The sequence below is a fragment of the Streptomyces sp. NPDC043854 genome, from assembly GCF_056436005.1.
On record NZ_JBWKDK010000077.1, the window covers coordinates 1 to 25003 of the forward strand.

The 25003-nt window shown below is 71.6% G+C and carries 28 protein-coding genes; 19 read left to right on the top strand and 9 right to left on the bottom strand.

The window, feature by feature from the left end:
- The first annotated feature begins 117 nt into the window (after positions 1-117).
- From AC068A_RS34715 to AC068A_RS34745, 7 genes are all read left to right on the top strand, one after another.
- Positions 118-927: a hypothetical protein gene (locus AC068A_RS34715; RefSeq protein WP_478590276.1), complete on the top strand. Its 810-nt coding sequence runs from the start codon at positions 118-120 to the stop codon at positions 925-927.
- Complete coding sequence (locus AC068A_RS34720; RefSeq protein ID WP_478590277.1) at positions 927-2318, top strand: DNA/RNA helicase domain-containing protein; 1392 nt, start codon at positions 927-929, stop codon at positions 2316-2318. Before AC068A_RS34715 ends, AC068A_RS34720 begins: the two co-directional genes overlap by 1 nt.
- Positions 2319-2466: 148 nt before the next feature.
- Entirely contained in the window at positions 2467-2943 is a 477-nt protein-coding gene (locus AC068A_RS34725; protein ID WP_478590278.1) for a hypothetical protein, read from the top strand.
- Positions 2944-2960: 17 nt separating this feature from the next.
- Entirely contained in the window at positions 2961-3413 is a 453-nt protein-coding gene (locus AC068A_RS34730) for a Pycsar system effector family protein (RefSeq protein ID WP_478590279.1), read from the top strand.
- A gap of 14 nt (positions 3414-3427) precedes the next feature.
- Positions 3428-3667 carry a hypothetical protein gene (locus tag AC068A_RS34735; protein WP_478590280.1) on the top strand — a complete coding sequence of 80 codons (240 nt, stop codon included), beginning with the start codon at positions 3428-3430 and terminating at the stop codon, positions 3665-3667.
- Complete coding sequence (locus tag AC068A_RS34740) at positions 3664-4020, top strand: DUF7739 domain-containing protein (RefSeq protein WP_478590281.1); 357 nt, start codon at positions 3664-3666, stop codon at positions 4018-4020. The genes AC068A_RS34735 and AC068A_RS34740 overlap by 4 nt, the downstream gene beginning before the upstream one ends.
- 1040 nt (positions 4021-5060) lie before the next feature.
- Positions 5061-5285: a hypothetical protein gene (locus AC068A_RS34745; protein ID WP_478590282.1), complete on the top strand. Its 225-nt coding sequence runs from the start codon at positions 5061-5063 to the stop codon at positions 5283-5285.
- Between the two features lie 77 nt (positions 5286-5362).
- Here AC068A_RS34745 and AC068A_RS34750 read toward each other — a convergent pair whose 3' ends face one another.
- From AC068A_RS34750 to AC068A_RS34760, 3 genes are all read right to left on the bottom strand, one after another.
- Entirely contained in the window at positions 5363-5956 is a 594-nt protein-coding gene (locus AC068A_RS34750; RefSeq protein WP_478590283.1) for a hypothetical protein, read from the bottom strand.
- Between the two features lie 935 nt (positions 5957-6891).
- Positions 6892-7572: a hypothetical protein gene (locus AC068A_RS34755; protein WP_478590284.1), complete on the bottom strand. Its 681-nt coding sequence runs from the start codon at positions 7570-7572 to the stop codon at positions 6892-6894.
- A 524-nt stretch (positions 7573-8096) separates the two neighbouring features.
- The gene (locus tag AC068A_RS34760) at positions 8097-8591 is read right to left on the bottom strand and encodes a hypothetical protein (protein ID WP_478590285.1); all 495 of its coding nucleotides are present in this window, start codon (positions 8589-8591) and stop codon (positions 8097-8099) included.
- Between the two features lie 469 nt (positions 8592-9060).
- Here AC068A_RS34760 and AC068A_RS34765 point away from each other — a divergent pair, with 469 nt between their 5' ends.
- From AC068A_RS34765 to AC068A_RS34790, 6 genes are all read left to right on the top strand, one after another.
- Positions 9061-9792, top strand: a complete 732-nt coding sequence (locus AC068A_RS34765) for an AAA family ATPase (protein ID WP_478590286.1) — start codon at positions 9061-9063, stop codon at positions 9790-9792.
- A gap of 79 nt (positions 9793-9871) precedes the next feature.
- Positions 9872-10366 (top strand): hypothetical protein, encoded by a 495-nt coding sequence (locus AC068A_RS34770; protein ID WP_478590287.1) that lies wholly within the window; start codon positions 9872-9874, stop codon positions 10364-10366.
- A gap of 2 nt (positions 10367-10368) precedes the next feature.
- Positions 10369-10776, top strand: a complete 408-nt coding sequence (locus AC068A_RS34775) for a hypothetical protein (RefSeq protein ID WP_478590288.1) — start codon at positions 10369-10371, stop codon at positions 10774-10776.
- The gene (locus tag AC068A_RS34780; RefSeq protein WP_478590289.1) at positions 10769-11707 is read left to right on the top strand and encodes a recombinase family protein; all 939 of its coding nucleotides are present in this window, start codon (positions 10769-10771) and stop codon (positions 11705-11707) included. The genes AC068A_RS34775 and AC068A_RS34780 overlap by 8 nt, the downstream gene beginning before the upstream one ends.
- Before the next feature lie 207 nt (positions 11708-11914).
- A complete protein-coding gene (locus AC068A_RS34785) occupies positions 11915-12355 on the top strand; it encodes a hypothetical protein (RefSeq protein ID WP_478590290.1) in 441 nt (146 codons plus the stop codon).
- The gene (locus AC068A_RS34790) at positions 12352-12924 is read left to right on the top strand and encodes a bifunctional DNA primase/polymerase (RefSeq protein ID WP_478590291.1); all 573 of its coding nucleotides are present in this window, start codon (positions 12352-12354) and stop codon (positions 12922-12924) included. Before AC068A_RS34785 ends, AC068A_RS34790 begins: the two co-directional genes overlap by 4 nt.
- Before the next feature lie 168 nt (positions 12925-13092).
- On the opposite strand, the gene AC068A_RS34795 is transcribed toward AC068A_RS34790, so the two are convergent.
- The 6 genes from AC068A_RS34795 to AC068A_RS34820 all read right to left on the bottom strand — a co-directional run bounded on the left by AC068A_RS34795 (position 13093) and on the right by AC068A_RS34820 (position 18955).
- The gene (locus AC068A_RS34795; RefSeq protein ID WP_478590292.1) at positions 13093-13395 is read right to left on the bottom strand and encodes a hypothetical protein; all 303 of its coding nucleotides are present in this window, start codon (positions 13393-13395) and stop codon (positions 13093-13095) included.
- Positions 13395-14216 carry a ParA family protein gene (locus AC068A_RS34800; protein WP_478590293.1) on the bottom strand — a complete coding sequence of 274 codons (822 nt, stop codon included), beginning with the start codon at positions 14214-14216 and terminating at the stop codon, positions 13395-13397. The genes AC068A_RS34795 and AC068A_RS34800 overlap by 1 nt, the downstream gene beginning before the upstream one ends.
- Positions 14217-14807: 591 nt before the next feature.
- The gene (locus tag AC068A_RS34805; protein ID WP_478590294.1) at positions 14808-16370 is read right to left on the bottom strand and encodes a hypothetical protein; all 1563 of its coding nucleotides are present in this window, start codon (positions 16368-16370) and stop codon (positions 14808-14810) included.
- A gap of 220 nt (positions 16371-16590) precedes the next feature.
- Positions 16591-17490 (bottom strand): bifunctional DNA primase/polymerase, encoded by a 900-nt coding sequence (locus tag AC068A_RS34810; protein WP_478590295.1) that lies wholly within the window; start codon positions 17488-17490, stop codon positions 16591-16593.
- Between the two features lie 66 nt (positions 17491-17556).
- The gene (locus tag AC068A_RS34815; RefSeq protein WP_478590296.1) at positions 17557-18114 is read right to left on the bottom strand and encodes a UTRA domain-containing protein; all 558 of its coding nucleotides are present in this window, start codon (positions 18112-18114) and stop codon (positions 17557-17559) included.
- Positions 18115-18157: 43 nt separating this feature from the next.
- Positions 18158-18955, bottom strand: a complete 798-nt coding sequence (locus tag AC068A_RS34820; RefSeq protein WP_478590297.1) for a GntR family transcriptional regulator — start codon at positions 18953-18955, stop codon at positions 18158-18160.
- A gap of 610 nt (positions 18956-19565) precedes the next feature.
- On the opposite strand from AC068A_RS34820, the gene AC068A_RS34825 reads away from it, so the two are divergent.
- From AC068A_RS34825 to AC068A_RS34850, 6 genes are all read left to right on the top strand, one after another.
- Entirely contained in the window at positions 19566-19901 is a 336-nt protein-coding gene (locus tag AC068A_RS34825) for an RNA polymerase sigma factor (protein ID WP_478590298.1), read from the top strand.
- Positions 19902-20079: 178 nt separating this feature from the next.
- Entirely contained in the window at positions 20080-21222 is a 1143-nt protein-coding gene (locus tag AC068A_RS34830; protein ID WP_478590299.1) for a DUF2637 domain-containing protein, read from the top strand.
- A 132-nt stretch (positions 21223-21354) separates the two neighbouring features.
- Entirely contained in the window at positions 21355-21801 is a 447-nt protein-coding gene (locus AC068A_RS34835) for a hypothetical protein (protein ID WP_478590300.1), read from the top strand.
- A 2-nt stretch (positions 21802-21803) separates the two neighbouring features.
- A complete protein-coding gene (locus AC068A_RS34840) occupies positions 21804-22025 on the top strand; it encodes a hypothetical protein (RefSeq protein ID WP_478517365.1) in 222 nt (73 codons plus the stop codon).
- Positions 22026-22436: 411 nt separating this feature from the next.
- Positions 22437-24485, top strand: a complete 2049-nt coding sequence (locus tag AC068A_RS34845; RefSeq protein WP_478590301.1) for a hypothetical protein — start codon at positions 22437-22439, stop codon at positions 24483-24485.
- Between the two features lie 8 nt (positions 24486-24493).
- Positions 24494-24898 carry a hypothetical protein gene (locus AC068A_RS34850; protein ID WP_478590302.1) on the top strand — a complete coding sequence of 135 codons (405 nt, stop codon included), beginning with the start codon at positions 24494-24496 and terminating at the stop codon, positions 24896-24898.
- Positions 24899-25003 lie beyond the last annotated feature (105 nt).

The following is a 25003-nucleotide window of genomic DNA, read 5'->3' on the forward strand; positions in this document are numbered from 1 at the left end:
CCACCATCCGCCCCCCCCAACCACCCCCCCCCCCCCCCCCCCGGCCCCCCCCCCCCCCCCCCCCTCCCCCCCCCCCCCCCCCGCCCGTTTCTGGAGGTACTTCCCATGCTCGCTCGCGTGCGTTCAACGGCCGGCCGAGTCGCCGCCGTCGCCGGAGCCGTTGTCCTCACCGGGGGACTGGGCAACGACGTCTTCACCCTCCCCGGAACCCTCGCCGCCCTCGCTGCCGCCGGCGTCGGCCTGGTGACCAACCCCAAGGTCCTGCGCGCCCCCGTCTCGGTGCGCTGGACGGCCATCTCCCTCTACGCCGCCCCGCACACGGGCTGCGCGGTGCTGCTCGTCGGCGAACGCCTGGCCCCCGACGGGGCGGTGTCCTTCTTCGTGCAGGCCGCAGCGGTGGCGCTGTGGACCGGAGCGACCTGGTTCCTGCGCCCGGGGCTCACGGCCCGCGAGTTCGTCGACGAGGCCCTGGCCCAGGAGCTCGCCGACGCCGCGAAGGCCGAGGAAGTGGTCGAACCGGCGGCACCCACCTACGACAGCCCGCAGGCCCGCTGGTGGGGCGAGCGGTTCGCCGTCGAGGGCGGCGTCGCCCCCGGCACCGTGCTCCTGCAGCACCAGCAGGTGAGCGAGCAGTGCCTGGCGCTCGTCATCGGAGCCCAGAAGCGCGGACAGCCCGTACCCGACATCTCCAAGCCGGGCCTGTCCGCCGAGCTGGACCTCCCCGAGGAGCTGATCGACATCGGCCCGGTGCCCGGACGCGGCGCTGGCGTCCGCCTCCTGGTCCTCGGGCAGCGCCCGACGGCCGAGCCCGGGGCCGCGCCGGGCGACAGCGACGCGGAGGTGTGGGCGGAGATCGCCGCCACCGCGATGCCGGGCGTCGAGCTGATCGAGGCCAACACGTACCAAGTCCACAAGGAGCTGACCTGATGCTGGATGTACGCGAGTACGTGCTGAAGACCCCGCCGGGCGGCGTGAAGCGCTACGACCACGAGGCACTGTGCGACCTGCTCAAGGTCGAGGACTACAGCAGGGTCATCTTCGAGCAGGGCGTCGGCCGCGAGGCGATCGTCAGGGTCTACCCCTCGAACCCGCTGATGGACGTCCGGGAGATCAGCGTGGACGACCTGCTGATGGACAGGCGCGGGCGGATCACCCTCGGCACCTACTTCGACGGATCGCCGCTGCGGTTCCGCCTGTTCGACCCGAAGACCGGCAACGCCCAGCGGGGGGCCGTCTTCGGCACCACGGGCGCCGGGAAGTCCAGGCTGGTGCAGGCGATCCTGGTCGCCTGCAAGGCGTCCGGCATCGTCGTCCACCTCGCCGACCTGAAGCACGGCCAGTCGGTGCCCGAGGCCAAGGGCAACGTGGCCACCCGGGTCACCACGCAGTACGAGACGATCCTCATGCTGCGGGGCCTGGTCGCCGAAGCCGAGCGCCGCATGGCCGCCTACGCGGAGATGGGCCGCTCGGGCTTCGTCAAGGACGCCCCGGACCCGCTGACGTACGGGATCGTCGACGAGGCCAACAGGCTGCTGGAGAAGGGCGCCCCGTTCCGCGACGAGGCCGCCCTGCTCATCAAGGAGTTGGGCAGGACGGGCCGGTCGGTGGGCGTCGGCATCATCATCGCCGCGCAGGCCGGCCACCTGGACGAGCTCGGAGGCAGCGACACCCTGCGCGCCATGCTCAAGGAGGGCGAGGTCATCCTCCTGCGCTGGTCCAGCGCCATGATGCAGCAGCTCGTCGGCGACGGACTGATCCCCCGCGGTGAGGCGCTCCAGCCGATCCCCAAGGTCGTCGGCCAGGTGCGGAAGATCCGCCGCTACAACGAGCAGCGTGCCGACGACGAGGACGACGTCAACAGCCAGGGGATGCTCTACCACCTCACGGGGATCCGCCCCACGAGCATGGCCCGCACCTACGTCGTCGGGAGCATCGAGCCGTGCACCGGCTACGACCCGGTGATCCTCGCTCTGTACGGCCCCTACGCCCCTCCCGGCGAGGCGATCGACCTGGAGGAGCACATGACCTCCAAAGAGCGTCAGGCGGCCGGTGGAGGCGGCGAGGAGGGCACTGCGGGCGCAGGGCCCGAGCCGGAGCCCGAGCCCGACACCGCCACGATGTCGACCGCCCAGCGGATCCTCGCGGTGCTGCCGGCGGACGGACTGGCCACTGTCGACCTCCTCGCCGCGCTCAACGCCGACGGCGGCCGTCAGATCCGCCGCGGCTCCGTCCTCACCACCGTCAGCAGCATGCGCGCCAAGGGTGAGCTCGCCCGCCCCGACGGAACCGGGCTCATCGTCCCGGCCCCCACGGACTGACCCCGCACACCAGCACACAGCAGACCCTGCGGGCATGCCAGCACGCCCGCAGGCCAGCACGTCAGCAAGCCAGCATGCCGGGGCCCTGGAGATTCCGTCTCCGGGGCCCCTGTCCCTTCCCCGCAGCGCCACGACGAAGGAGCACCCCGTGGACCACGACCGCACCGCCGCCCCGCTCAGCGCCGACGAGGCCGACGCCCGCGCCCGCCAGCTCATCGCCGAGGCGTACAAGCCGACGTCGTTCCGCGACGACTCCCCCAACCCCACGTACGGCACCGCCGAGCCGGTGGCGCAGCCGGGACGACCGCCGATGTCACAGCGCGCCACGGACATGAGCGCGCTGATGCTCTCCGGCAGCGTCGCCGCCCTGTCCGTCGGCGGCGCCACCTCGCTCGTCCTCTGGTCGCTCGGGCAGGTCGACCCCACGACCCTCGCCGTGGCCGGTGCCGGGCCCGTCGCCCTGGTCCTCGCCGTCGGCTCGCTGATCCGCTCCGCCGGCCGCGCGAAGGCCGGCATGCACACCGAGAACCACCACCACTACAACGGCCCGGTCTCGCAGGAGAACACCACGGTCTCCAGCACGACGAAGGGCCTGTTCGCCAAGAACCGCAACGACGTCCGCTGACCCGGAAGGACACGCTCATGCCCAAGGACATCGACGCCCGCCTGGACGCCGCCACCGCCACGGTGCTCGCGGAGATCAGCCGGACCGACGCCAAATCCGGCGTCCTGCTCACCGCGTTCTCGCTGCCGCTGGCCGCGCTCGTGGCCGCCGTACCGGGCAAGCCGTTACCGGGCCTGTCCGCCGTGCTCGTCGGCACCGGCACCGTCGGCCTGGTCGCCGCCATGCTCGTCGTGCTGATCGTCGTCCGGCCGCGCCTGGCCGGGCACGCCCGCGGCTCGTTCCTCTACTGGTCGCTGTGCACCACCGAGCAGCTGCTCGCCGACCTCGACGCGCCAACCGACCGCGCGGCCCACGTCGTCCAGCTCTCCCGGATCGCACGCCGCAAGTACCGCGGCCTGCGCCTGGCCGGAGACATCACTAGCGGCTCGCTCGTCACCCTCGCCGCCGCCCTGCTCGCGTCCCTGATCTGACCGAGGAGAACACCATGCACGTCGGAGCCCGTGTCGAGCTGACCACCCGGATCGAGGCGTTCGGCCGCGTCGCCGAGATCGGCGACCAGGGCGTCATCCAGGAGATGCACACCGGCGGCCACCTCACCGTCCTCATGGACGACGGCCGCCCCCAGTTCCCCCGCCACGACGAGATCACCGTCATCGCAAATGCGGCCCGGCCGCCGGCGCCCGCGTCCACGCAGCCCGCCACCGTGCCCGGGGAGTCGCGATGAGCCGCACACACCAGATCCACGACCCCGAGGCGCACGTCGTCGTCTCCCACGGCGCGGACTTCTTCGGCGAGGACCGGCACGCCCTGAAGGCGTTGACGAGCCTGGCAGGGTACTCCGAGGGCTGCCTGTCCCGCGACGAGCGCGGCCCGGTCGTGCTGCTGCTGACGAACCCCGGCGAGGGCGGCACGATGACGCCCTCTCAGGCCGCCGAGATCGCCGCGCTGCTGCTCAAGCTCGCGCGCCACCGCTTCGTGCGGGCGAAGGAGTCGGCCGTCGCCCACGCCCTGGCCGACGCCGCCACCCGGGCCGCCGACGCCGGCGAACCGTGGGAGTGGCGGATCGAGGCCGCGTAGCACCGACGCGCACCACCACCGAGGCCCCCGGCCCGTCTCCTCGCGAGGCGGACCGGGGGCCTTTCTGCGTTCTGGGGGGAGGAGCAATGACGAGGGCTTCGCCCACGCCTGTTACGGGCCTTCGGCCCGGCGTCGCCCACGGCCCGGGGGGACGCACCCGTACGTCGGCGGCTGGCGGTGGATGGCGGTAGCAAGGTAGTGCGAACTGATATCAGTTCGCGTGCCCTCGCTCCCCTTCTGCAGCCGGTTTTCCGGCGCCAGACGGCGGTAGCAAGGTAGTGCTTACTGGGCCCAGTAAGCGCCCCGCCGCATCGTCCGCGGTCCGAGTTTCGGCGGCGACCGGGCACGGTCGGGTGGGTTGACGCCGGTGGCCGCTGGTGGCCTTCGCCGGCCCCCAGGCCCCCGCTTCGGTCGGTATCGCCCGGCGCGTGCCGGTCTCGCTGGGGCGGGCCGCCGTCCGCGCCGGACGACACCGCCCACCGAACACGTCGGCTGAGCCCGGCCGCGGTCGACCGGTACGTGTTCCGCAGCGCCGGTACGTCTCGCAGATGACGTACTTGAGGACGGCCGCCAGGAGCACGGCGACGTCGAACCCGCCGCCCCATAAGACGTGCCGCATCCGGCAGCTCGACGAGCACCAGGAGCACGCCGCCGGATCGCCACACCTATGCATCAAGGCGTCGACGGCCCACCCAACGCGCGCACCCGTGCACGTGCACCCGCGTGCACACGCGTACGGCTGTCCACCGCCGCGCTCGGAGAGCACGACCATGGACAGCCGCCGAGCTCCGCTCGTGACCGCCGAGTCGGTCACACCTCAGACATTGCGAATCGACCCAGGCGACAAGCCGGAACGACCACACCTCATGCACTACCGGCCGCCCCGCCGAACAGGCCGGAACGGTCACACCTCTTGCACTTCGCGGGCGTCGTCCCCGAGGGAGTACCCAGGTATCGTCACTCCGCTCCGATACGAGCCCCGAAAGCCGACGCCGCGACCGGTCGCGGCGGTCTCCACGCGCGCGTGCGAAGCTCCGGGGATGAGCACCATGCGCCGCCCGTTGGGCACCGGCCCGAGCAGCACCAGGAGCACGCACACAACGACGGCCGCGCCGCGGTTGCTGCCCGTCGAACGCGTCGAGCCGACCGCACTCCTGGGCGCTCCGGAGCACGGCGGCGTCGGCGAGCGGCCGGGCCGGCGGACCCTCGGGTCGGGTATCGAGCGAACCCTGGACGATCCCGGCCGGGAGCAAGTTGGTGCGTGAGGGGAGCTCCCGCAGTCAGACCGAGGGCGGCCTGACAGCTCTTGCAACTCCGTTCCGTCCGGACGAAAGCCGGTCGGTCACCGTCGGCCCTTGCGTGCCTCGCGTTCCCGTCGACGGCGTTCCGCGCGGCTGATGACCGACTGCTGCTCGGGTACCGGTGTCACCCCGGCGGGGCCCGCCCGCAGGTGTTCGGCGGCGATCGTGAAGACGCTCGCGAGTGCCTCTCGCTGCTCGTCGGTGTAGCCGCCGGCGCGTACTGAGGCGAGCAGGCCGCGCAGGTGTGCGTACCAGCCGTCGACCGTCGTGGGCGGTCCGCTCTGCATCGGCACGGGCGCGACGGGGACGGGCTGGAGCACCGTGGGGCCCTTGCGGACGACCGTCTTCACCACGGTCTCGGTGCGCTCGATGACCTCGCGTACGGGCTCCGGGGTGTCGTCGGCGACGCCCAGGGCGGCCTTCGCCTTCTCCCTCTCGTGCGCCCGTTTGCGGTGTCCGTCGCTACAGAACTTCGGCGGCCGACCCACGCCGCTGTACCTCAGCTCGACACCGCACCAGCCGCACGTCCGCGTCACCAGCCGCTCGCGGACGCGCACCGTCTCGTACTCCGCGACGGGATCCTCGTGCTCCTGGTCGTCGTCGCCGGGCGTCTCGTGCGGCGTGCTGCTGCTCATCCGGGAACCCTATGCCGCCGGTGATCGCGTCCCGAGTTCCGTCCCCACGAAACTCGCCGGGGCAGAAGTGCCAGAGGTGTAACGCACCACCGGAGTTCCGGCCGGGGGTCGCCTGCACCCCACGGACGTCGAGCACCCGGGGGCGAGCAAGTTATCGGTGAAGACACTCTTCGGGTTTCCGGCCGGGGGCGGCCGGAGTTCGGGACGGGTGTAAAGCCGCCTGTAAAACCAGGTGTGACCGGGGGTCCTCCAGTCCCCCGTCCCGACCTGCACGGACGCTCTTCCATCTCCGAGACCACCCCCTCGCGTCGTCCCTAGGAGGGGGTGGTCTCGGAGTTTCCAGAGGTACAGGTCGGGACGGGGGACTGGAGGAGGGAGGTTGGGGGTGGAGTAGTCGGAGGGAGTTCTGCAGGAGGGGGTGGGGAGTTCGGGCGGGGGGTGGTGAGCGGAGTTGCAAGAGGTGTCACGCGGGGGAGTTCGGCGGGGATGACGGAGGCGTGCTGTCCGGGGCCGGCGGGGAGTGCAAGAGCTGTGACCGGGTTGGCCGTGCAGCGGGCGGGGGGTGGCTTGCCCTACAAGTTGCTCTACAACTTGCCGTACAAGTTGCTCCACAACTGGCCCTACAAGTTGCCGTACAACTTGCCTCCAGACGTTCGCAGGCGGCCGGTGCCCGTCGCGCTGACCAGCGTGGTCAAGGTGCGCGGGTGGAGCTCCCGGCCGCCGACTACTTCCCTACAGAGGGGTCTGGAGAAGTCAGACCCGGTACCGAAGTCCGCTGCGGTTCCGTTTCGAGTCCTCTTTCAGGTCCCCTTCGGAGTCTCCTTTCGGGTTCCGTTCCGAGTCCCGTTTCGGGTTCTCTTGCTCCCGTACGGGATGAGGGCGCAGGTGCAGCTCAGCGGCTCGGACAAGGGGTCTGGCGCACGCCGACTACTTCCCTACGAGGGGGTCTCGCGGAAGTCGGACCCGGTGCCGACGTCCGCCGCGGCTTCCTCCTCGTACTGCGCGAGGGTCCGTTGCAGACGCTCCGCGAGGTCCTGGAGCTGTGGTGTGAGCGCCCGCTCCATGGCGTTCTCCCCGCGCTCCGCCCGTATCCGCGCAGCCTCCTCGTCGAGGATCTCGTCCATGCTCTTGGGGTTCGGGCCGTACTGCTCGGGTGCGATCCGTACGAGCATCCAGGCGGAGGCCCGCCAGTCGCCCGGCCGCCGGCGGACGCGTCGCTCGCTACGGGTCTCGCCGGTGATCGGGTCGGTCCACGTCCGGTACGTCTCGGAGACCACGGCGCCACGGGCAGCCTCCTCGATGTGGCCGTGCGCTCGGAGGGAGCCGACGGCACGGGCCCGGGTGACGCGGGCGTACAAGGCCGCGTGCGGGTCGGTGGAGTCGACGTCGAGCTGCCCGCCCTGCTGCTCCTCGACGACGTCCTCGCCGAGCCTCATCCAGCGGAGGAAGGTGGAGCGCCCGACCCCGGCCGCGTCGGCGGCGAGCTTCATCGGCAGGCCTGCGGCGGTCGCCCGGGTGAGGAGGCTCATCGTCTCCGGGGTGAGCAGTGAGGGGCGGCCCTTGCGGCGCGGCTTGCGGCGGGCGAGGGCGGGCTGAGTCGTGCTGGTGGTCGTCATGTGGGCGGACCGTACGGACCGGCGCGGCTACCGTCGCGGGCTTCGCGGGACTTCCGGGACCGGCCCATACGCGCGCGAGATAGCAGGCTCACCCGCTTGCGTCTCGGGCTGCGTGGCCCCCGGGGAGTCGCCCAAGAGGTCCAACACCCTGTGGTCGACAAAACTTGGAGGACTATTCGGACACTGTGCAGGTCGCAGCGTTGCAAGTCGGGCGGTGGGTGGCCTCTTCGTCTCCAGCTCAAGGTAGGAACGAGGGAAGAAGCCACCCCGGCGGGGCCACCGCCTGGTGGTGGAGGAGACCCGGCTGCCGGGCGGGTACCCGGGGTACCCGGTGCGATCATCTGTCTCCCATGGGGGACGGCTGTCCCCACTCGTACGGCACGTGCGCCACACGGGTGACACCGCACGGTCCGCTCACCTGCGGGAATCGCCGTGTGCCCCTGTGTGCCCCGCTGGTGGCCCCGGACGTCCAATCACACGCGGACGCCGGAGAACGCGCCGGAGGCGGCATCCTGTGAGGCCGGTTAGCGATCACCGGGTCGGAATCGGCGAGCGACCGTGTCCGCGCTGACCCCGAGCACCTCGCCGATCTCCGCCCACCCTCGGCCCGCCGTCCGGTCGGCCGTCACGGCAGCGGCCATCGCCTCCTGTGCCGCCTCCAGTAGCTCCAGGGCCGCGCTGGTGTACGGAGCGCCGGAACGCCCACGCTCCGGCCGGCCCCGGTCCCACCACGCGGGCTGGTCGTACTCCGGCTGCTCCGCCTCCGCGTCGAGAGCTGCCGCCAGGCGCCGGGCCTCGCCAGCCACCGCGTACGCCGCCGACCGCAGCCGGTGCCGCTCCTCCGCCGTCGCGTCCACCCGGGCCTCCTTGGTCTCCACCCGGTGGACGTACCGCTCGTGAGACCGGCGGACCCGGGACCGGCACCGCTCCGAGCAGTACATCTGCGGGCGTCCGCCCCGCGGGCTCGCCTCGGGCAGGAGCTTGTAGCACCCGGGCCCCCGGCATCGGCGCCGTGTCATCGACCTCAGCCTCCCGTCGGCCGCCTACCGCACCCTCGCGGACCGGATCGGCCGGTATCCCCCAGGTTTCCGGCTGCGCCGAGCCGCAGCAAGCCGTGGCCACGGCCGGGAACCGGCGCACCTGCGAACCCACGGCCGCGACCCCCTTGACCACCTGCCGGTCAAGGGGGTGGTCAAGGGGGTGCCGCCGTGGAATCACTGGCCGGTCGGCGTGCTGGCACGCCAGCAAGCAGGCACGCCGTCGCCACACGGCCCGGGTGATCCATTCCAGGTCGGGGGCGGAAACGGTCGATTGCGCCCCCGGTAGTCGATCCAATCCGCCGAATCACCCAGAAGGGTGAAAATCGGACCTAGAACCGGCTGCGATCCATTGGAATCCATTCCGTACTTGCGCCTCCCCTTTTCGCCCCCCTAGAGTGGTGAACGGAAGCCGACGCCACCCCGGCCCGGCCGAACCGAGGGGGAACCCATGGCCTTACCGCGCTACGTCCTCGCCCCGACCCACCTCGCCGGTGACGTCTTCGGCTGGCAGCTCAACCGGGACGGCCGGTTCCTGGGCTGCCACGAGACCTTCGCCGAGGACTTCGACCGCGACGTCGAGGGAGCGATGGACTGGGCCGAGCAGATCATCGGCACCCGGCAGGACTGGCGACACACCCGCAAGGGCGGGCCGGACCGGTGGATCGCCGCCGACGACCGCGCGGCGGCCGGCGCCGACGTGCTGCGCTCCGTGGAGCCCGGCACGCTCGTGGTCGCCGTCGGCCCCGGCGCCTCCGGCAAGTCGACCTTCGCTGCTGCGGCCGGGATCGTCACGGTGGTCTGCCTCGACGCCCTGCGCGAGCAGATCGGGGGCGACGCCGGGGACCAGTCCGTCACCCCGGCCGCCGTGGTCGAGCAGGACATCCTGCTGGAGAAGCACCTGGGCGAGGGGACGACCCTCTACCTCGACTCCACGAACGTGGAGGTCCGCGTCCGCGCCGGGCTCGTCGAGCGGGCCCGCCGCCACCGCCGCCCGGTCGTCGCCCTGCGCTTCCTCCCGCCGCTCGACACCTGCCGCGCGCGGAACGACGCGAGGCCGGCCAACCGCCGCGTGCCCGGCGACGTCCTCGCCTGGCAGCACGCCCTCGCACGGGAGGCCACGCCGCAGGCCTTGCTCGCGGAGGGCTTCACCGCCGCGCACGACGTCGTCACGCCCCTCTGACCAGCCCGCCCGCATGCCAGCGTGCTGGCACGCCAGCAGGCCAGCACGCCCGCCCGTCCCGCACACCGAGGAGCTCCCGATGAGCACGCCCAGCCCCGAGCCGACCCCCGCCGACATCCGCGCCCTCATGGCCGACGCCTCCGCGCTCCAGCAGCGCATCCGCGACCTCGAGGAGCGACTGCGCTCCAGCGAGGAGACCCGGCACACCGCCTTCCGCCTGGACGACGCCGCCGGACAGATCGCCCGCGTCCACGGGGACCTGGAGAAGACCGCCGGCGAACTCGCCCGGGTCCGCGCCGTACGCGACGGGTCGGTGTGCGCGGTCCCGTGGGGTGTCTGCCCCGAGCACGGCAGCACCCTGCGCTCCAGCGGCGGGAAGACCTGGTGCACCTCGCCCGGCTGCAGCCGCTCCTGGGGCTACGACCGGATGAGCGCCCCGTGCGGCGAGCCGCTGACCCACCAGGTCACCGACGCGGCCGGGGGCTCCTTCCTCGCCTGCAAGGCCCACGCCATGGACGCCTCCGAGCGGCTCATCGGCGGCACCGTCACCCCGCTCGACAGCACGGAGGCGTGAGCATGGACGTCGCTCAGCTCATCGACAACGGCATCCCCGCCGACGAGGCCGGGCCCATCGCCGCCGCCTGGACGTCGGTCTACCCCGGCATCCGCGAGCAGCTCACCGAGCGCGTGAAGATGGCGACCGCACTGGGCGGCGACGCCACCCGGTTCAAGGAGCTCCGCCTGGAGCTCGGGCAGCTCGACCGGTGCACGCACCGCGCCTGCACCCAGTCCCCGCCCGGCTTCTCCGCCCATGCCGCCCTGCGCCTGATCCAGGAGACCCTGCGGCACCTCCCGCTGGAGCTCCAGGGCGACACGCACCGCCTGGCGGCCCTGCTCGCCGACCGGGCGCACGTGGACTGGACCCGCGCCGAGCGAGCCCGCGCCCGCGCGGCGGGCCAGAACGAGGCAGGCCGCCGTGGCTGACCGGCTCTACCTGCGGCACTCGACGGACAAGCAGACCGACGCCCGGCAGAAGCACGCCCTGGCCGCACTGCTCGCCGCCGGCGCCCCCGCCTACGAGGACCCGGCGACCTCCAGCCGGGTCCTGTCCCTGGACCGCGCCGGGTTCAAGCAGCTGCTCCACGAAGCCGCCGTCGGCGACACCATCCGCATCGCCGACGCCGCCCGCCTCTTCCGGTCGGTCGCGGACATCATCGCCCTGCGGCCGGTGCTCATCCGGCGGGGCCTGCACCTGCGGGTGGAGTCGGGGTTGCTGTCCGGGATCGACCTCGCCTCGGACGACCCGGGCACCAAGATGATGGTCAGCGTGCTCGCGGCCGTGCTGGAGTTCCAGCGCGACATGATCTCGGAGAACACCCGCGAGGGCGTCGCCGCCGCCGAGGCAGCCGGGAAGACGCTCGGACGCCCGGCCGCGCTCGACGAGGACCAGGCCGCCGACGTCGTCACCGCGTACCGCGACGGCGCCGCGGTCAAGGCCCTCGCCCGGCAGCACGGCGTCGACCCGAAGACCATCCGCCGCGTCCTGGACGACGCCGGGGCCCGCGAGGTCCCCGACGACCTCTCGCAGCTCCTGGGCGACCACGCCACCAGCCTGGCCTCCGTCGCCGACGCCGACCAGGCGCTGCCCGACGCCGACCCGACCGTGGTGGTCGACGTGCCCGGCCTGGTCGCCGAGCACCTCGCCGACGTCGCCGACGACGCGGTCCGCCAGGCCCTCGCCGCCGGGCAGACGATCCGCCGGGGACAGGGCTACTCGGTGCGGGTCACCGCGCCGCTGACCGTGCACCGGGCGATGATCGAGCACTCCGCGACCGCGCTCATGCAGTCGCCCGCCGGCCGCAAGGCCCACCGGATCCACTCCGATCGCGTGACGTCCGTGCGGATCACGCCCTGAGTGTCGGTGGCGTTCGCTACAGTCGGGCCTGCGGTCGCATGACCGTGGGCCCGGCTCGTGGCCCGGTTCGTCTGGCCCAGACCGGACGAGTTCCACCGAAGGTGCTCCGCGCCGAGCCGCCCACCACATCGCATCACCCTTACTGGCCTCGCTCTTGGCGGCCGGTGAGTCTGGGATCACCGCGCGCCGCGGAAACGAGAGCTTGAGATGCCGAAGAACCACGCGCGCAAGAAGGCCCTGGCCGACCTCAAGGACGAGCTGGGCATCAAGCACGCCTGCGCCATCGCGCTCCTGGACCACCCCGACGCCGACGAGCAGGAGACCCTGGAGCGGTATCTCGCGGAGTACGTCGACATCAACACGTACCGCGAGGCCGTCGACTACCTGCGCCAGGAGCAGGCCGACCCGCGCAACCAGCTGCTGTGCGAGGACTGCGGGTGGACGAACGGGATGGTCTGCCCCGAGTGCGCGAAGGGCTGCGGGTGCGAGTACCAGTGCACCGGCTGGCGGCACGAGGAGATGCGGGCCGCGACCGGCGACTACGACGACGACCCGGACTCCGGCGTGTTCTGCGAGGAGTGCGGCGCCGGCGGGTCCAGCCCGTACGACGAGTGCTGCTGCTACGACGAGGAGGACGAGGCCGCGTGAACGTCCGCGACCTCCAGGTCCTCACCGCCGCGCGCACGGTCATCGACCGGGGCTTGGCCGTCTTCCCGCTCCCGCTCGGCGGCCGGGTTCCCGAACCCGGGTGGCAGCGCCAGGCCACTCTGCTACCCGAGCGGCTGCCCGAGCTGCTCGCCGGGCGCGGGGTCGGCATCGGCTGCCGGGCCTCCGGCGCCGTCGCCCTGGACCTCGATGTCCACGGCGACGACGACGGCCCCGGCGTCCTCGCCGCCCTGGCCGACCGGCTCGGTGAGGCGGTGCCCGAGACGTTCACCGTGGCCACCCCGTCCGGGGGCCGGCACCTGTACTTCCGGGCGCCCATGGGCTGCGTCATCGGCAGCGTCTCCGGCGGGCGCTCACCCCTCGGGGCCGGGATCGACGTCCGCGGCCCCGGCCACCGCAGCGGCGGATACCTCGTCGGGCCCGGCTCGATCGTCGGCGGGAAGCCGTACGTCATCGCCCGCGACCTGCCCGTGGCCCCGCTGCCAAGGTGGATCCTTGACCTCCTGGCACCGGTCCATGACGACCCGTCTCACCATTGGTCCACCCCCTAAGGGCCGCAGGCTGGGGGGGTCATAGGTGGCCCAACCGTGAGACAGCCCGGCCTCGCCGCCGCACAGCAGAGCCCCGCACCGGTCGGTGCGGGGCTCTTTGCGCTGCTCAGGGCCGGGGGCCCCGCGCGCTGACGTGCCAGCATGCCAGCTCGCCAACCTGCCAGCGTGTCAGCCTGCCTGCTCGTCGAACGCTGCTTCGGCCGCGGCCCTGCCCGCCTGCCGGGTCTGCAGCCAGGTGCGGACCGCCTGCTCCAGGCCCTGCCGGACCTCGATGCCGGCCAGGATGCACTCGGCCCGGAACTCGCGCTGCATCTCCTCGGGCAGGTAGCTGGAGAAGGACCGCCAGTCGATCCCGTCCGACGTGCGCCGAGTCCGCCGGCCTAGCTCCGCCCCGGCCTTCACGCCTCCCGTGTTCGGCCGCAGCGGCGGCTCGTTCACGGTGTCCGGGGTCTCGAAGTTGTGGCGGGGCATCAGGCGATCCTCTTCTGGTAGGTGTCGGCCAGGAGCTCGTAGCCCGCGACCGCTTGGTTGAGCTGCGAGCCCTTGCCCTGCTCCAGCGGGACATGGTCGTTGCTCGCGTTGGCGATGACCTCCCGGCGCGCGATGACCGGGTCCCACACCCGATCGCCGAAGATCCTGCGGACGCTCTCCAGCTGCTGGCGCTGCCGCGGCTTGCCCTGCTCGTAGTCGTTGACGACCACGCCGATGATCTCAAGGTCGTCCGCGTGGAGCTCCGCCCTCTTCTCCGCGATGAACTGCCTCACCCTCTTGGCGCCCAGGATGGAGTCGATTTCCGCCCGGGTGACCACGAGCACCCCGTCGCATGCCGCCATCGCCATCTGCGTCAGGTGGAACAGGGACGGCGGGCAGTCGATCAGGACGTCGTCGAAGTCCTCGTCCGCGCCGTGCAGGGCCTTGGCCAGACGCAGGTGCGACCCCACCACCCCGGCCTCCGCGTAGCGGTCCTCCAGCTCCAGCCAGGCCGGGGCCAGCCGCATCCGGCTCGCGTACTCCACGTCCCAGCGGACCGGCGTCCACACCTGCGCCATCGTCCCAACCCGGTTCGCCATCACCGCCTCGCTCACGGTGACCTGCGGATCCTTCTCGTTGTAGGTCCAGCCAGCCCGGCGCGACAGGTTCCCCTGCGGGTCCAGGTCGAGGATCCCGACCCGCCGGCCCCGCTTCGCCAGAGCTTCGGCGAGCCTGAGCACGAGATCGCTCTTGCCCACCCCGCCCCTGTTGTTGATCACCGCCGTACGCCTGGCCATCGCCTCGCCCGCCTCTCGTCTCATCGGCACCCGCGCCGTCAGCACGTCAGCTTGCCAGCGCGGCGGGCGTGTCTGCTGGCTGACGCGCCAACGCGCCAGCCTGCCCGCAGGTCAGCAAGCAGGCAGGCCAGCATGCCAGCAAACCGACAGGTCAGGGGCCGGACCGGTCCAGACGAAGAAGCCACGCCCCGCGGACGACGCCGGACCGCCGGCACCACAGCGGCTCCGCGCGGGGTGGCTTCTTCACCACGAGGAACAGGGCAGTTCAGTAACAACATCAGCAACAGAGTTAAAAGAACTACCCGCACTACCCGTACTACCCGCATAACTCCAGGTCAGAGCTGTTGCGGGTAGTGATCAGAGGGCAAGATCGCACTACCCGCAACTACCCGCACTACCCACGTCACGGGTAGTGCGGGTAGAGCGGCGTGGGACTACCCGCTGCGGGTAGAGGCCGAGTCACTACCCGCAGGCTCCTGACCAGGGAGTTTGCGGGTAGTACGGGTAGTGCGGGCAGTGCGGGTAGTAGTTGCCGCGACCTACACGCAGGCCGCGCATGACGAAGGCCCGCACGGAGATCCGTGCGGGCCTTGAGCGGAGCGGAGTCGAGGGCGGCTACTGCGGTGAGGGGCCTTCCACCCTCCAGTAGTTGATCTTCTGGCGAGCATCACGACGGGCGAGGATGCGGTAGCCGCTGAAGAACCGTCCCTGCCGAGCCCGCAGCCACTTGCCGAGCTGCTTCGAGTTCGGGATCTTGTCGCCGTTCGTCGGCATCACCTTGCTGAGCGTGGAAGCGGCGGTCATCCCGGTGGCGGAGGCGAAGGCGAAGTCGACCAGGTTCTGCGAGGTGTACTCCTTGCTGCCCAGCTCCTCGTGCCAGACGGAGAGGAAGGCGGCCCACTCCATGGCGTCCTCGTCGGCGTCCTCCATCTGCTCCTCGCGGTCCTCCAGCCACCCGGGCAGGCACATCCAGTTCAAGATGCCGCCCAGGGTCCGGGGCCAGGCGCCGAAAGAGGCCATGTGGTGGTTGGTCTTCGGCATCCCGGCAGACACCCAGCCGCGGAGTAGGGTGAGGAGCGCGTGGAGAACTTCAGCGGTGTGCAGCTGCAGCCACTCGTTGAGGTCGCCGGCCGCGAAGGCTGAGGGGTCGCGGGTGTCGGGCCGGACGTCAGGGTTGAGGCGGACCCAGATGGTGCGGCGGGCCAGGTCGTCGCCGACAGTCAGGTTGTTGCCGTTGGCGACCCACAGCATGTTGTTGGGGATGTTCGCCATCTCGGACTTGCCGAGGACACGGTCACCCCAGATTTGCGACGTGATCAGCTCCGACATCACGGGGAAGCGCAGGGTGTGGCCTGACGGGACGTTGTCGAACACGGTGACGGGGTGGCCAGACTCCATCAGCACGGAGGTGATGACCTTCCGCTGTTCGCCGTTGTCAGAACCCCAGGAAGCGGTCTTGATCCCGAACAGATCGCCCATGATCCGGGACAGCAGAGACTTGCCGGAGCCCGGGTTGGTCGCGGTGATGCACCACAGCGGGGTCGGGTCCGGGATCATCGAGCGCAGCAGAGGGATGAACAACGAGGCGACGAACTGGGCGAGATCGCTGGCAGCCATCCAGGGGAAGTCACCCAGCATCCTGCCCACGATCAGCTCTTGAGCGTCGGCGATCTGCTCCTGGGTCGGGTTCTCGGGGACGTCCTTGATTCGGATGCGGGGCGAGTAGAACCAGCCGGTCGTCGGGTTGTACCCCTCTCGGAGGTGCAGCTGGCCGTCGGGGCTCAGGAGGGGAACGGAGGTGATGCCCTTGAGCCGGGGGAGCTTCCAGTTGTTCCGGGCCAGTACGACGGCCGCGACGCGCGTGGGGAGAAGCACAGGGGCCGGGCCGGTCTTGCGCATCTTGAACACTTCGGCGTGCTCATGGAGGGCGAGGGTCAAGGCGTCCTTCGTGATCTCCTCGATGAACGGTCCATCGTCGCCGTCACCGATCCACACGGGCCGCCGGCCCCGCAGGTACACGTCGGCAATCGCGCCAGACTGGAGCGCCCGGGTCACTTCAGTGACGCCGGTGGGCTCGTCGGTGACGTCGATGACGACACGCTCGCGTTCTTCCCTCCGCGGCTGAGGTACAGCGGCGACGGTCTCGGTTGATCGTCCTTCGTCGGACGGGTGGCTCACCGTGTGCTCCGTTCTCGGGAGCTGAGCCTGTTTCCGTCTCCTCCGCCTGGTCACCGTGCCGTACAGTGGTGACCGCGCTAGGAAGGCGAGTGTGAGGCGGAACAGGCTCAGCTCGAAGACTTCCAGTCGGCCCGGAGCGAAGGTGTGCTACCACCTATCTGCTGCCGGGCCGCTCGCTTTTCTGATGTGGGTTGACCCTAGCCGTGCTGGTTTATGCAGGTCAGGCCATTTGCGTCGAGGGCACCGGGATGCCCGCTTCGGCGAACCCACGATCGACAGCTCGGACGGCGTACATCTCGGGCACTCCGACGCTGACGGCCGCCGCCACGATCTCCCCGCCGAGCGTCTCCAGGCCGCACGGCCCGGGGCACTCCTGGTGCAGAGAGCCGAGGAACCGGGCCACGCCGAACGCCTGGCTCGCGGCTCCCTGCTCCCGGTGACCGGTGACCATGGCGACGCCCTTGTCGAGGCCGGTCCGGACGTACCGCTCCGTGTGACGGCACCCGGTAGCGACCGCCCGAGTCCAGGCCGCCCGGGGCATCGGGGAAGAGGCCACCGCCCCCGCCGGCACCACGTAGCGGGGAAGGGCGGTTACTGTCTCGGGCAGCCGGATCATCTGGCCCTCACCCCGGCCGAGCCAGCGCGCGTATGCCATGAGCGACTTGATGTCGACGCCAGGCCGCACGCCGTTCGCGGACTGCATCGTGCCCAGGTAGATCCAGTGTTCGCCCCGCGTCGTCGCCACGGTCCGGGTAGCGGGGAGTGCCTCGCGCGCCCAGGCGACCGCGTCGGCGTTGTCGAGGTCGACCACGGTCACCCCGGCACCGCCCGGGTGGTAGGCCACGGCCCCGGCTTTCCGCCAGGCAGTCGCCCAGGCCGCCGACGTCACGACGTCCACGGAGGCCGACGCTGCTGCCCAGCCGTGGCACGGCCGCGGGCAGGCGCAGGCGCCGGCGGACTTCATGTTCGGCCGACCACCACACCGTGGCGGGGTTCCGGAGCAGTGGGGGCAGTTCCCGAACGGGCCCTTGCCCTCGCGGAGCGGCAGCACGGGCACGCCGAGCGCCGCCAGTTCGAGGGCCTGCCGCAGGCGCTCGCCTGCGGTGATGTCGTGCGCCATGCGGTCCCTCCTCTGGCACCGCCCGGCGATCAGTTCGCCGGGCGGGTTGGTCGGTTCGGGCTGGGGTCAGTCGAGCGGGACGCCGTACCGCAGCGTCCAGCCGGGTCCGAGGGTGTGCTTGGAGACCTCGACGGTCCGTCCGTCCTCGGTGCTGCCGACGTGGGTGATGGTCAGCAGCAGGGAGCCGGGCTCGACACCGAGGGCCGAAGCCTGGGTGTCGGTCGCGGGCTCCTGCGTGACGTCCTCCACGATCTCGGTCTGAGCCAGACCGGCGTCGGCCATGCGGGAGATGATCCCGCCCACGCCGGTGTCGAGCTGGGCGACTGCGGGCGCGGCCTCTGCGACGAACGCGGGGATGTAGGTGTCGCAGAGCTGGACCAGGCGGTCGCCGTCGAACATGCGGCGCTGCCGGATGACGACGTCCGACTCGGTGTCGCCCAGGATGGCGGCGATCGCAGCAGGAGCCGGGGCTCGAACGACCTCGATCTCCGCGCGCGGGCTGCCGCCGGCGCGCTTGGTCTCAGCCTCGAATGCCCCGTGGGCGCCGCCTTCCGACCGCTGCCGGTACCGGCTCCGGGCGTCTCGGGTGATCGTCCCGTCGGCGCCGATGGTGTTGCTGGGCATGTCGCTCCTTAGTGGTGATGGGTGATGGTGCGGGAGCAGGACGTCAGTCGGCGTCCAGCTCCCAGGTGTACGAGAACCGCCAGATGTTCGCGGGCATGACGTGCACCGCGACCTCGACGACGCGGCCCTCAGATGTCGAGGCGTGGTGGACGAGCTCGTACACCTGTCGGTCGTCGGGGATGTTCAGGGCCGCCGCCTCTTCCGAGGTCGGGAACCTGACCTCGATCGACTCGCGGATGCGGCGCTGGGCGAAGCCGAGGTCGGCGAGGCGGTTCTTGCTGCCGCCGGGGCCGGTGTCCTGCTGCTCGATGGGCGTTCCGCCCGCGATGTCGACGGGGAACCAGGACGTGGCGAGTTGTACGACGAACCCCTCGTCGGGGTCTGTGGCGTCGCGGCCGGCCTTCATGGCGCGCTGCCGGAACACTGCCTTCGCGGAGTGGTGCAGCTCGAAGGCGTCGGCCACGTTGCGCGGCGGCCGGGCCCGGCCGATGTCGGTGGGGGACGGCTTGTAGACCAGGCCGAGACGGTTCAGCTCGGCCTCGAACGCGCCGCGGGCCCCGCCCTCGGAGCGGGCCGCAGGCTGGTAGCGGCCGGTTCCATCACGGGTGATCTTGCCGATGAACGGCGTGACGTACGAGCCCTTGCCCTGACGGGTGATGACCAGGCCCTCCCGCTCCAGGGCGCGGAAAACGTCCCGCGCCGTCTGGAAGGCGATCCCCTCGGCGGCCTGGAGCTCGGACGCGCTGGGCAGCTTGCCGCCCGGCGGGTACGTCCCGTTCTCGATCTTCGTGCGGAGATCGGCGGCGATTCGCTCGACCTTGCCCGGCTCCTTCTTGGCCACGGCCCCCCATCCCTTCCTGTCGTCGGTGTGCTGCTTTGGCGGCCCAGCATGACATAGCTAGTTGAGTATCGAAAGTCGGGACCGCCATTCGGTGTGTTGTTGCAGCGTTTCCCCAGGTCAGCGGCCAAAGAATCTCCCACTCAGCTAGTTGGGTTGACATCGCCGGTGAGGGGTGGGTTAATCGAGCCGCACGCCACTCAACTAGTTGGGTGGTGCTCGACCGGAGGGGCAGCGCGTGGTGGCGGCTCTGAAGGAATCGGGCCGTGCCTTGAGAACTCCACAGAGGACGCACCGCAGCCTGCACCTGGGAAGAGCGGCCGATCAGCAACACACCAAGCACCACAGGCAACAGCGACAAGCCGGTGGCCCTGCCGCGTGAACAGCAGCCAGAACCTTTCGCACCATGCCGCCCCTGCAGGGCGGACGAGCGACCGAACGCGCGGTGAGACAAGGGCAAAGATCGCGGGCCCCGTAGGTATCGACCGGTTCGAGTCCGGTCCGGGGCACTGCGGCGTCAACGCCGCGGGCGTGGCTTCTTCTTCGGCCGGCCCCCGCGTCGCATGCGGGGACCGACCGGGGCCAGGCCCCAGATCGCATGGAGGTGCGACCCGTGAAGAACCGTACCCACGAACAGGCCTTAGCCGCCCACCTCACGGAGCTCTACGCGAACCAGCACCAGCGGGTGCTCGGGATCGTCGCGCGGACCCTGCGGGACGAGGACCGGGCCGCGTACGCCGAGGACCTGGCCCAGGACGTGTGGCTGATGGTCTGGCAGTACCTGCTGCGCGGCAACGAGATCACCCGGCCGCCCGGTCTCCTGGCGGTCTTCGCCCGGCGCCGGGTGTACGCGCACTACCGCTCCGCGCGGGTCCGCCGGGAGTCGGCGGTCGACCCGACCAGCGCCGCCCTGGACCGCCTCGTCGAGCTGATCGAGGCGGTCTCGTGATCGGCCGGGAGCAGGAGCCGCCCGGCAGGCCGGCCATAACGCTCCGGATCAGCCGGGACAGCGGCCGGACCTACGGCGATCCGATCACTGTCCGCTTGATCAGCAAGGATCAGCCCCCTGCCAACCCACTGGCCTGGCCGCCGTGCCAGTGCCCGCACCACCGAACGAAGGAGGGGTCTTGAAACTGGCGACCCTGAGCAAGAAGCAGATCGAGGCCGCCGATCGCACGCTGTCCGCGGGAACGTGGGCCATCACGGCCGGCGCCATCCTGTTCTCCGTCCTGACCGTGACCCCGCTCGTCGAGCGCGTCACCCCGGACGACTGGGACTGGACGGCGCCGATCCTGCCTCTCGTCGTCGACGCGGCAGTGGTCATCGTCATCAGGCTCGACTCGACCGTGTCGCGGCTCGGAGGCGACGGCGGCCCGTGGCCGGTGGTCCTGCGCTGGCTCACCGGGATGTTCACGATCGTGCTGAACATCGGCGACTCCCTCTTGAAGGGCGACTTCGTCGGCGTGGGTGTTCACGTGGTCGCCCCGGCGCTCCTGATCGTCACTGCCGAGGCGGGTCTGGCGTACCGCCGGGCCATCGCCAAAGCGCTCGACAGGATCGACCGTGAACAGCGCGAGGAGGAGGAGCGCCAGCGTGTTCACGCAGCCCGTGAACGCAAGGAGCGTGAACAGGAACAGCGCGAGCGTGAACAGCGCGACCGCGAGGAGCGTGAACGCCTCCAGGAGCGGGAGGACCGCCGGGAGCGCGAGGCCCGTGAACACGCCGCGAAGCTGGAGCAGGACAAGCGCGACCACGAGGCCAAAGTGCTCCGTGATCAGCGCGAATCCGAGGAAGCCCGCCGAAGGGACGAGGCGGACCGGGCGGAGCGGAAGGCCGAGCGGGACCGGCAGGAGAGGCTCCAGCGGGAGGCCCGTGAACAGGAGGAACGGGCCCGCCGTGAACAGGACGAGCAGGCGAAGGCCGAGGCCGAGCGCGCCGTCCGTGAACAGCAGGAGCGCGAGGCCCGTGAACGCGCCGAAGAGTTCGCCCGTGAACGCCGTGAACGCCGGACCGTGAACACCGACGGCCGCGCCGTGAACACCCCCGTGAACACCCGCAAGGCGGAGCCGGTGAACACCCCGCCGAAGGCGGTCGTGAACAAGGACCGGCTCGACGAGGACGTCGCCCGGGCGCTCGTCGTGAACACCCCGGGCGCGAGCATCCGGGATCTCGCGGACAAGACCGGCTGGTCGATCGGCTGGGTCTCCAAGGTCCGCAACGCGGCGGCCGGCGGAGACGAGCAGGAAGTCGAAGAAGCCACCGCAGCCTGAACGTCCGGCACCACCGATGAAGGCCAGCCCGAAGCAACCGGGCTGGCCTTCTTCGCGACTGCCGGAAGCAGTCACCACGACCAGGACGTGCTTACCGCCCTGGTCACAGGCTCAACGGTAGAGGAGAAACCCATGAGTTCCGCCGAGAAATGGACGTCCGAGCACCTCCTGTCGCCCGTGGACCGGGCGATCCACCTGGAGCAGCGCCGGGCGCAGCTCCTGCCGATCGTCGACGACCTGCGCCGCCTGGCCCGCGAGATGGAGGCGGAGGTCAAGGAAATGGAGGCCATCGAGGGCGACCTGCCCGGCCAGGCCAAGCTGCGGGCCTGGCACGTGGGGAAGCCGCTGTTCAAGGCCGCCGACGACGTCGAGCGGGCGATCAGCGACCTGATCAGCTTCAACGCCCGGTTCCAGAAGGCGTACGAGGAGCTGCCGCAGAAGCGCGAGGCGAAGCGCCGGCGCAAGGAGCTGGCCAAGGCCGGGCAGGCCGGGGCAATCGAGTCGGCACCCTCCAGTGCGGTTCCGACGCAGCGCGACGAGTTCGGGGACGTGTTCGACGGGCTGCGGAAGGGGGCCTGACGGTGGCTGCGCAGACCAAGGCCGAGCGTCAGGCGGCCAACCGCCGGGCGCACTTCGAGCAGCGCCAGGCCGAGCGGTCCGCACGCGGTCCGCGGGGCCTGGCCGAGTCGTGGATGGAGCGGGCCCGGGCCATCGCCGCGACCCGGGAGAAGGGCGGCGACGAGGACGTCTGGAACGACCTCTCCCGGACCATCGCCAACTGGGTCTCCCGCTACGAGCAGTGACCGCCGGGTCAATCAATCCACCGGTCAATCCAGGCGGTGACCGCCTCGCCCTCGCGTAATGCGGAGGCGCGGGCACACGGGCGCACGGGCACGTGCGCGCGTACGCGAGGCGGTCACGGTCTGTCAACCCTCTTCCGGGAGAATTCCATGAGCAACGGCAACAACAACGGCTCCGGCCAGGTGATCCCGCTCCGTCCCACCGGGACCGTGGCACCGCCCCCTCCACCGCCTCCCCCGCCACCGCCTCCGGCTGCGGCGCCCCCGCTGCCCGCGACCCCTCCGCCCACCGTCTCCGGTGCGGGCCCTGCGTCGGCACCCACGGGGGCGGGGCCCCGCCCGACGCTGACCCTCCCCGCTCCGGCGGTCCCGCCGCCGCCCGTACCCGCGATCCCCGGCGGCACCTCGCCGCAGGTGCCGGTCGCACTTCAGTCCGGCGGCCTCGCGGCCGGAGTGGTCAGGGGCTCGGGCCGGGGCGCGATGGTCCTGGCCATCGGCGTCGCGGTCGCCGCCCTGCGCGGCATGACCGGGTGGCTGGCCGACCGGCGCCAGCAGTTCCAGGATCTGGCCCCTGTACGGCAGGCAGCCGCGAAGGCGAAGGCCGAGAAGGTCAAGAGCCGGGCTGAGCACGAGGCCGCCCTGGCGCAGATCGGCGGTGACGCGGAGAAGGCCCGGGCCAAGGGCCGCCTCAAGTCGCTGACCGATGGCGGGTCCAAGGGCGGGGGCGGTGGATCGTCGGGTGGCAAGGCCGGCGGTGGCGGAGGCGGGCGCGGTACGAAGCCCAGCTCCATGGGCACCGGCTCCACTGGTCACGGCAAGGGCAGCCCGAACAAGGGCGGCTCCGCCGGGAGCGGTAAGGCGTCGATGGGCAACGGGTCGCCCGGCATCGGGAAGCCGGGGCCGGGAGGCAAGCCGTCGGCGGGCACCGGCACGTCGGGGGCCGGCGGGAAGGGCAGCCCCGGCGGTGGCAAGTCCGGTTCGACGACAGGCTCGACGGGGAGCGGCAAGGGCAAGGACGGCTCCGGAAAAGGGCTCAAGAGCCCTGGCGGGGGCAAGTCGCCCAGCTCCAGCTCCTCGAGTCCGGCGATGGAGCGGGCCCGCGGCCGACAGGAGCGGGCTGCGGCCCGGCAGGGCGCGAAGCACCAGCGGAAGGCGGACCGGCAGTCGGCACGGCTGGAGAACCGGGCGAAGGACCAGGACGCGGACCGGGAGAGGCGGAACCGCAGTCGGGACACCCGGCAGGCGGCGAAGGACAAGATCCGCAATCGCCGCCTCAAGGACAAGGCCAAGGGCAAGGACGAGGCCAGGAAGCAGCGGAAGGAAGAGGCAGCGGCCCGTACGACGCTGGGGCAGTCGCTGCTGGAGGGAGCCGGTAGGCGGCTGGAGAAGCGGCGTAAGAACTTGGCCTCGCCCGTACTGTCCAGGGCCAAGAAGAAGGCGTCGGCCGCCCCGGCCGGGCCGAAGGTCAGCCTGACGAAGGCCCCGAAGCCCCCTTCGCCGACACCGCCGACCACGCCCCCGCCGGCGCCCCCGCCGCCGAAGGTCAACCTCAAGAAGCCACCGCGGACGCCGTCGACACCGCCGACGGCTCCACCACCGCCGCAGCCCACCACCCCGCCACAGTCCACGGTGCCGCCGCGCCCGACGGGTCCGCCGCCGGGAGCGCCGCAGTCCGGGCCGACGACCACCGTGCCGCCCCGGCCCACGAAGCCGCCGAAGGCACCGAAGTTCGGGCGCAAGAACAAGAAGGCCCAGCAGCCCCCGCCCGGCCCGACCGGTTCCCGGCCCGGGTCGCGCTCGCGCAGTACCCGCAGCCAGCAGCCCCCGCCACGGCAGACGCCGCAGGCGGACGGTGCGTGGCTGCGTCCGCCGCCCGGGATGAGCGCCACGTACTCCGTCACGCTCACCCGGCTCGATCAGGAGCCCAAGCCGAAGCCCAAGCCGAAGCCGAAGGGGCTTGTCCCCGGACCGTGCTTCGGGGGGTCAGGAGGGCCCACAGCACCGCCCCCGCCGTCCGGCGGGGTGCCAGGACCACGGAAGGGGGCGCCGCCCATGGGATCGCCTGCACCTGTACGGGATACCCAGTTCACCGACAGCGACCTCACGGTCTACGACGTCATCGAGGCGGACGAGGACCAGGCCGAGGAGATCATGGCGGGCGCTGAGCACGCCCTGCTCGTCGCCGACCGCTGCGACCGCCTGGCCGGTGCGATCGAGGCCATGCGCGCCGAACTGATCGCCAAGTCCGTGCCCGGCGTCTTCGTCGGCTGGTGCACCCGCCTGATCGAGCGGGCCGGGGTCGTGGAGTCCAAGGCGAAAGCGGTCGCCGGGGGCCTGCCCCGCGCGGCAGAGGCCATCGCCCACGCCGGGCAGCTCGCCGCCGCCTACGACAAGCCCGCCGCCGACAAGGTCCGCGACATGGGCCACACCGCACCCGCCGACGCCTCGTACCACAAGGAGTAGCCATGGGAATGGATCTCGCACGCGTCGGGTCGAGGGTCGTCGAGCTGGTCTCCGACGGCATCACGTACACGGTCGCCACCGCCAAGCTGGGCATGGCCTCGATCGCCATGCTCGCGCTGAGCGAGGCGGTGCGCGGCGCGTACACCTACGTCGAGGACTGCGCCCGGTCGGTGGACATGCTCGCCGACACGGCCAGCACCCTGTGGGTCGAGGGCGAGGTGGTGAACGCCCACCGCGACGCGGCGGCCGTGATGCGCGGCGTCCTGGCCGACGCCGAGTCGCTCGCCGACGAGGCCGCCGAGATGGCCGCGGACTTCAAGGCGGCGAAGGAGGGCCACGAGGCCGACTACGGGCCGGTGGCCGAGCTGATGGCGGGCAAGGACACCGACCGCACGTACTACAGCAACCGCTAGCCCTCTCCCCCCAGTGCGGGGGGGGGGGGGGGGGGGGGGGGGGGGGGGGGGGGGGGGTGTTTGGGTTGGGTTTCGGGTGTGTGTTCGTTTGTTTGTGTACGAGAC

Coding starts and splice junctions, on each gene's coding strand:
- AC068A_RS34720 (WP_478590277.1), top strand. CDS start 927: ATGCTGGATGTACGCGAGTACGTGCTGAAGACCCCGCCGGGCGGCGTG.
- AC068A_RS34730 (WP_478590279.1), top strand. CDS start 2,961: ATGCCCAAGGACATCGACGCCCGCCTGGACGCCGCCACCGCCACGGTG.
- AC068A_RS34735 (WP_478590280.1), top strand. CDS start 3,428: ATGCACGTCGGAGCCCGTGTCGAGCTGACCACCCGGATCGAGGCGTTC.
- AC068A_RS34740 (WP_478590281.1), top strand. CDS start 3,664: ATGAGCCGCACACACCAGATCCACGACCCCGAGGCGCACGTCGTCGTC.
- AC068A_RS34745 (WP_478590282.1), top strand. CDS start 5,061: ATGAGCACCATGCGCCGCCCGTTGGGCACCGGCCCGAGCAGCACCAGG.
- AC068A_RS34750 (WP_478590283.1), bottom strand. CDS start 5,956: ATGAGCAGCAGCACGCCGCACGAGACGCCCGGCGACGACGACCAGGAG.
- AC068A_RS34755 (WP_478590284.1), bottom strand. CDS start 7,572: ATGACGACCACCAGCACGACTCAGCCCGCCCTCGCCCGCCGCAAGCCG.
- AC068A_RS34760 (WP_478590285.1), bottom strand. CDS start 8,591: ATGACACGGCGCCGATGCCGGGGGCCCGGGTGCTACAAGCTCCTGCCC.
- AC068A_RS34765 (WP_478590286.1), top strand. CDS start 9,061: ATGGCCTTACCGCGCTACGTCCTCGCCCCGACCCACCTCGCCGGTGAC.
- AC068A_RS34770 (WP_478590287.1), top strand. CDS start 9,872: ATGAGCACGCCCAGCCCCGAGCCGACCCCCGCCGACATCCGCGCCCTC.
- AC068A_RS34775 (WP_478590288.1), top strand. CDS start 10,369: ATGGACGTCGCTCAGCTCATCGACAACGGCATCCCCGCCGACGAGGCC.
- AC068A_RS34785 (WP_478590290.1), top strand. CDS start 11,915: ATGCCGAAGAACCACGCGCGCAAGAAGGCCCTGGCCGACCTCAAGGAC.
- AC068A_RS34795 (WP_478590292.1), bottom strand. CDS start 13,395: ATGCCCCGCCACAACTTCGAGACCCCGGACACCGTGAACGAGCCGCCG.
- AC068A_RS34800 (WP_478590293.1), bottom strand. CDS start 14,216: ATGAGACGAGAGGCGGGCGAGGCGATGGCCAGGCGTACGGCGGTGATC.
- AC068A_RS34810 (WP_478590295.1), bottom strand. CDS start 17,490: ATGGCGCACGACATCACCGCAGGCGAGCGCCTGCGGCAGGCCCTCGAA.
- AC068A_RS34815 (WP_478590296.1), bottom strand. CDS start 18,114: ATGCCCAGCAACACCATCGGCGCCGACGGGACGATCACCCGAGACGCC.
- AC068A_RS34835 (WP_478590300.1), top strand. CDS start 21,355: ATGAGTTCCGCCGAGAAATGGACGTCCGAGCACCTCCTGTCGCCCGTG.
- AC068A_RS34850 (WP_478590302.1), top strand. CDS start 24,494: ATGGATCTCGCACGCGTCGGGTCGAGGGTCGTCGAGCTGGTCTCCGAC.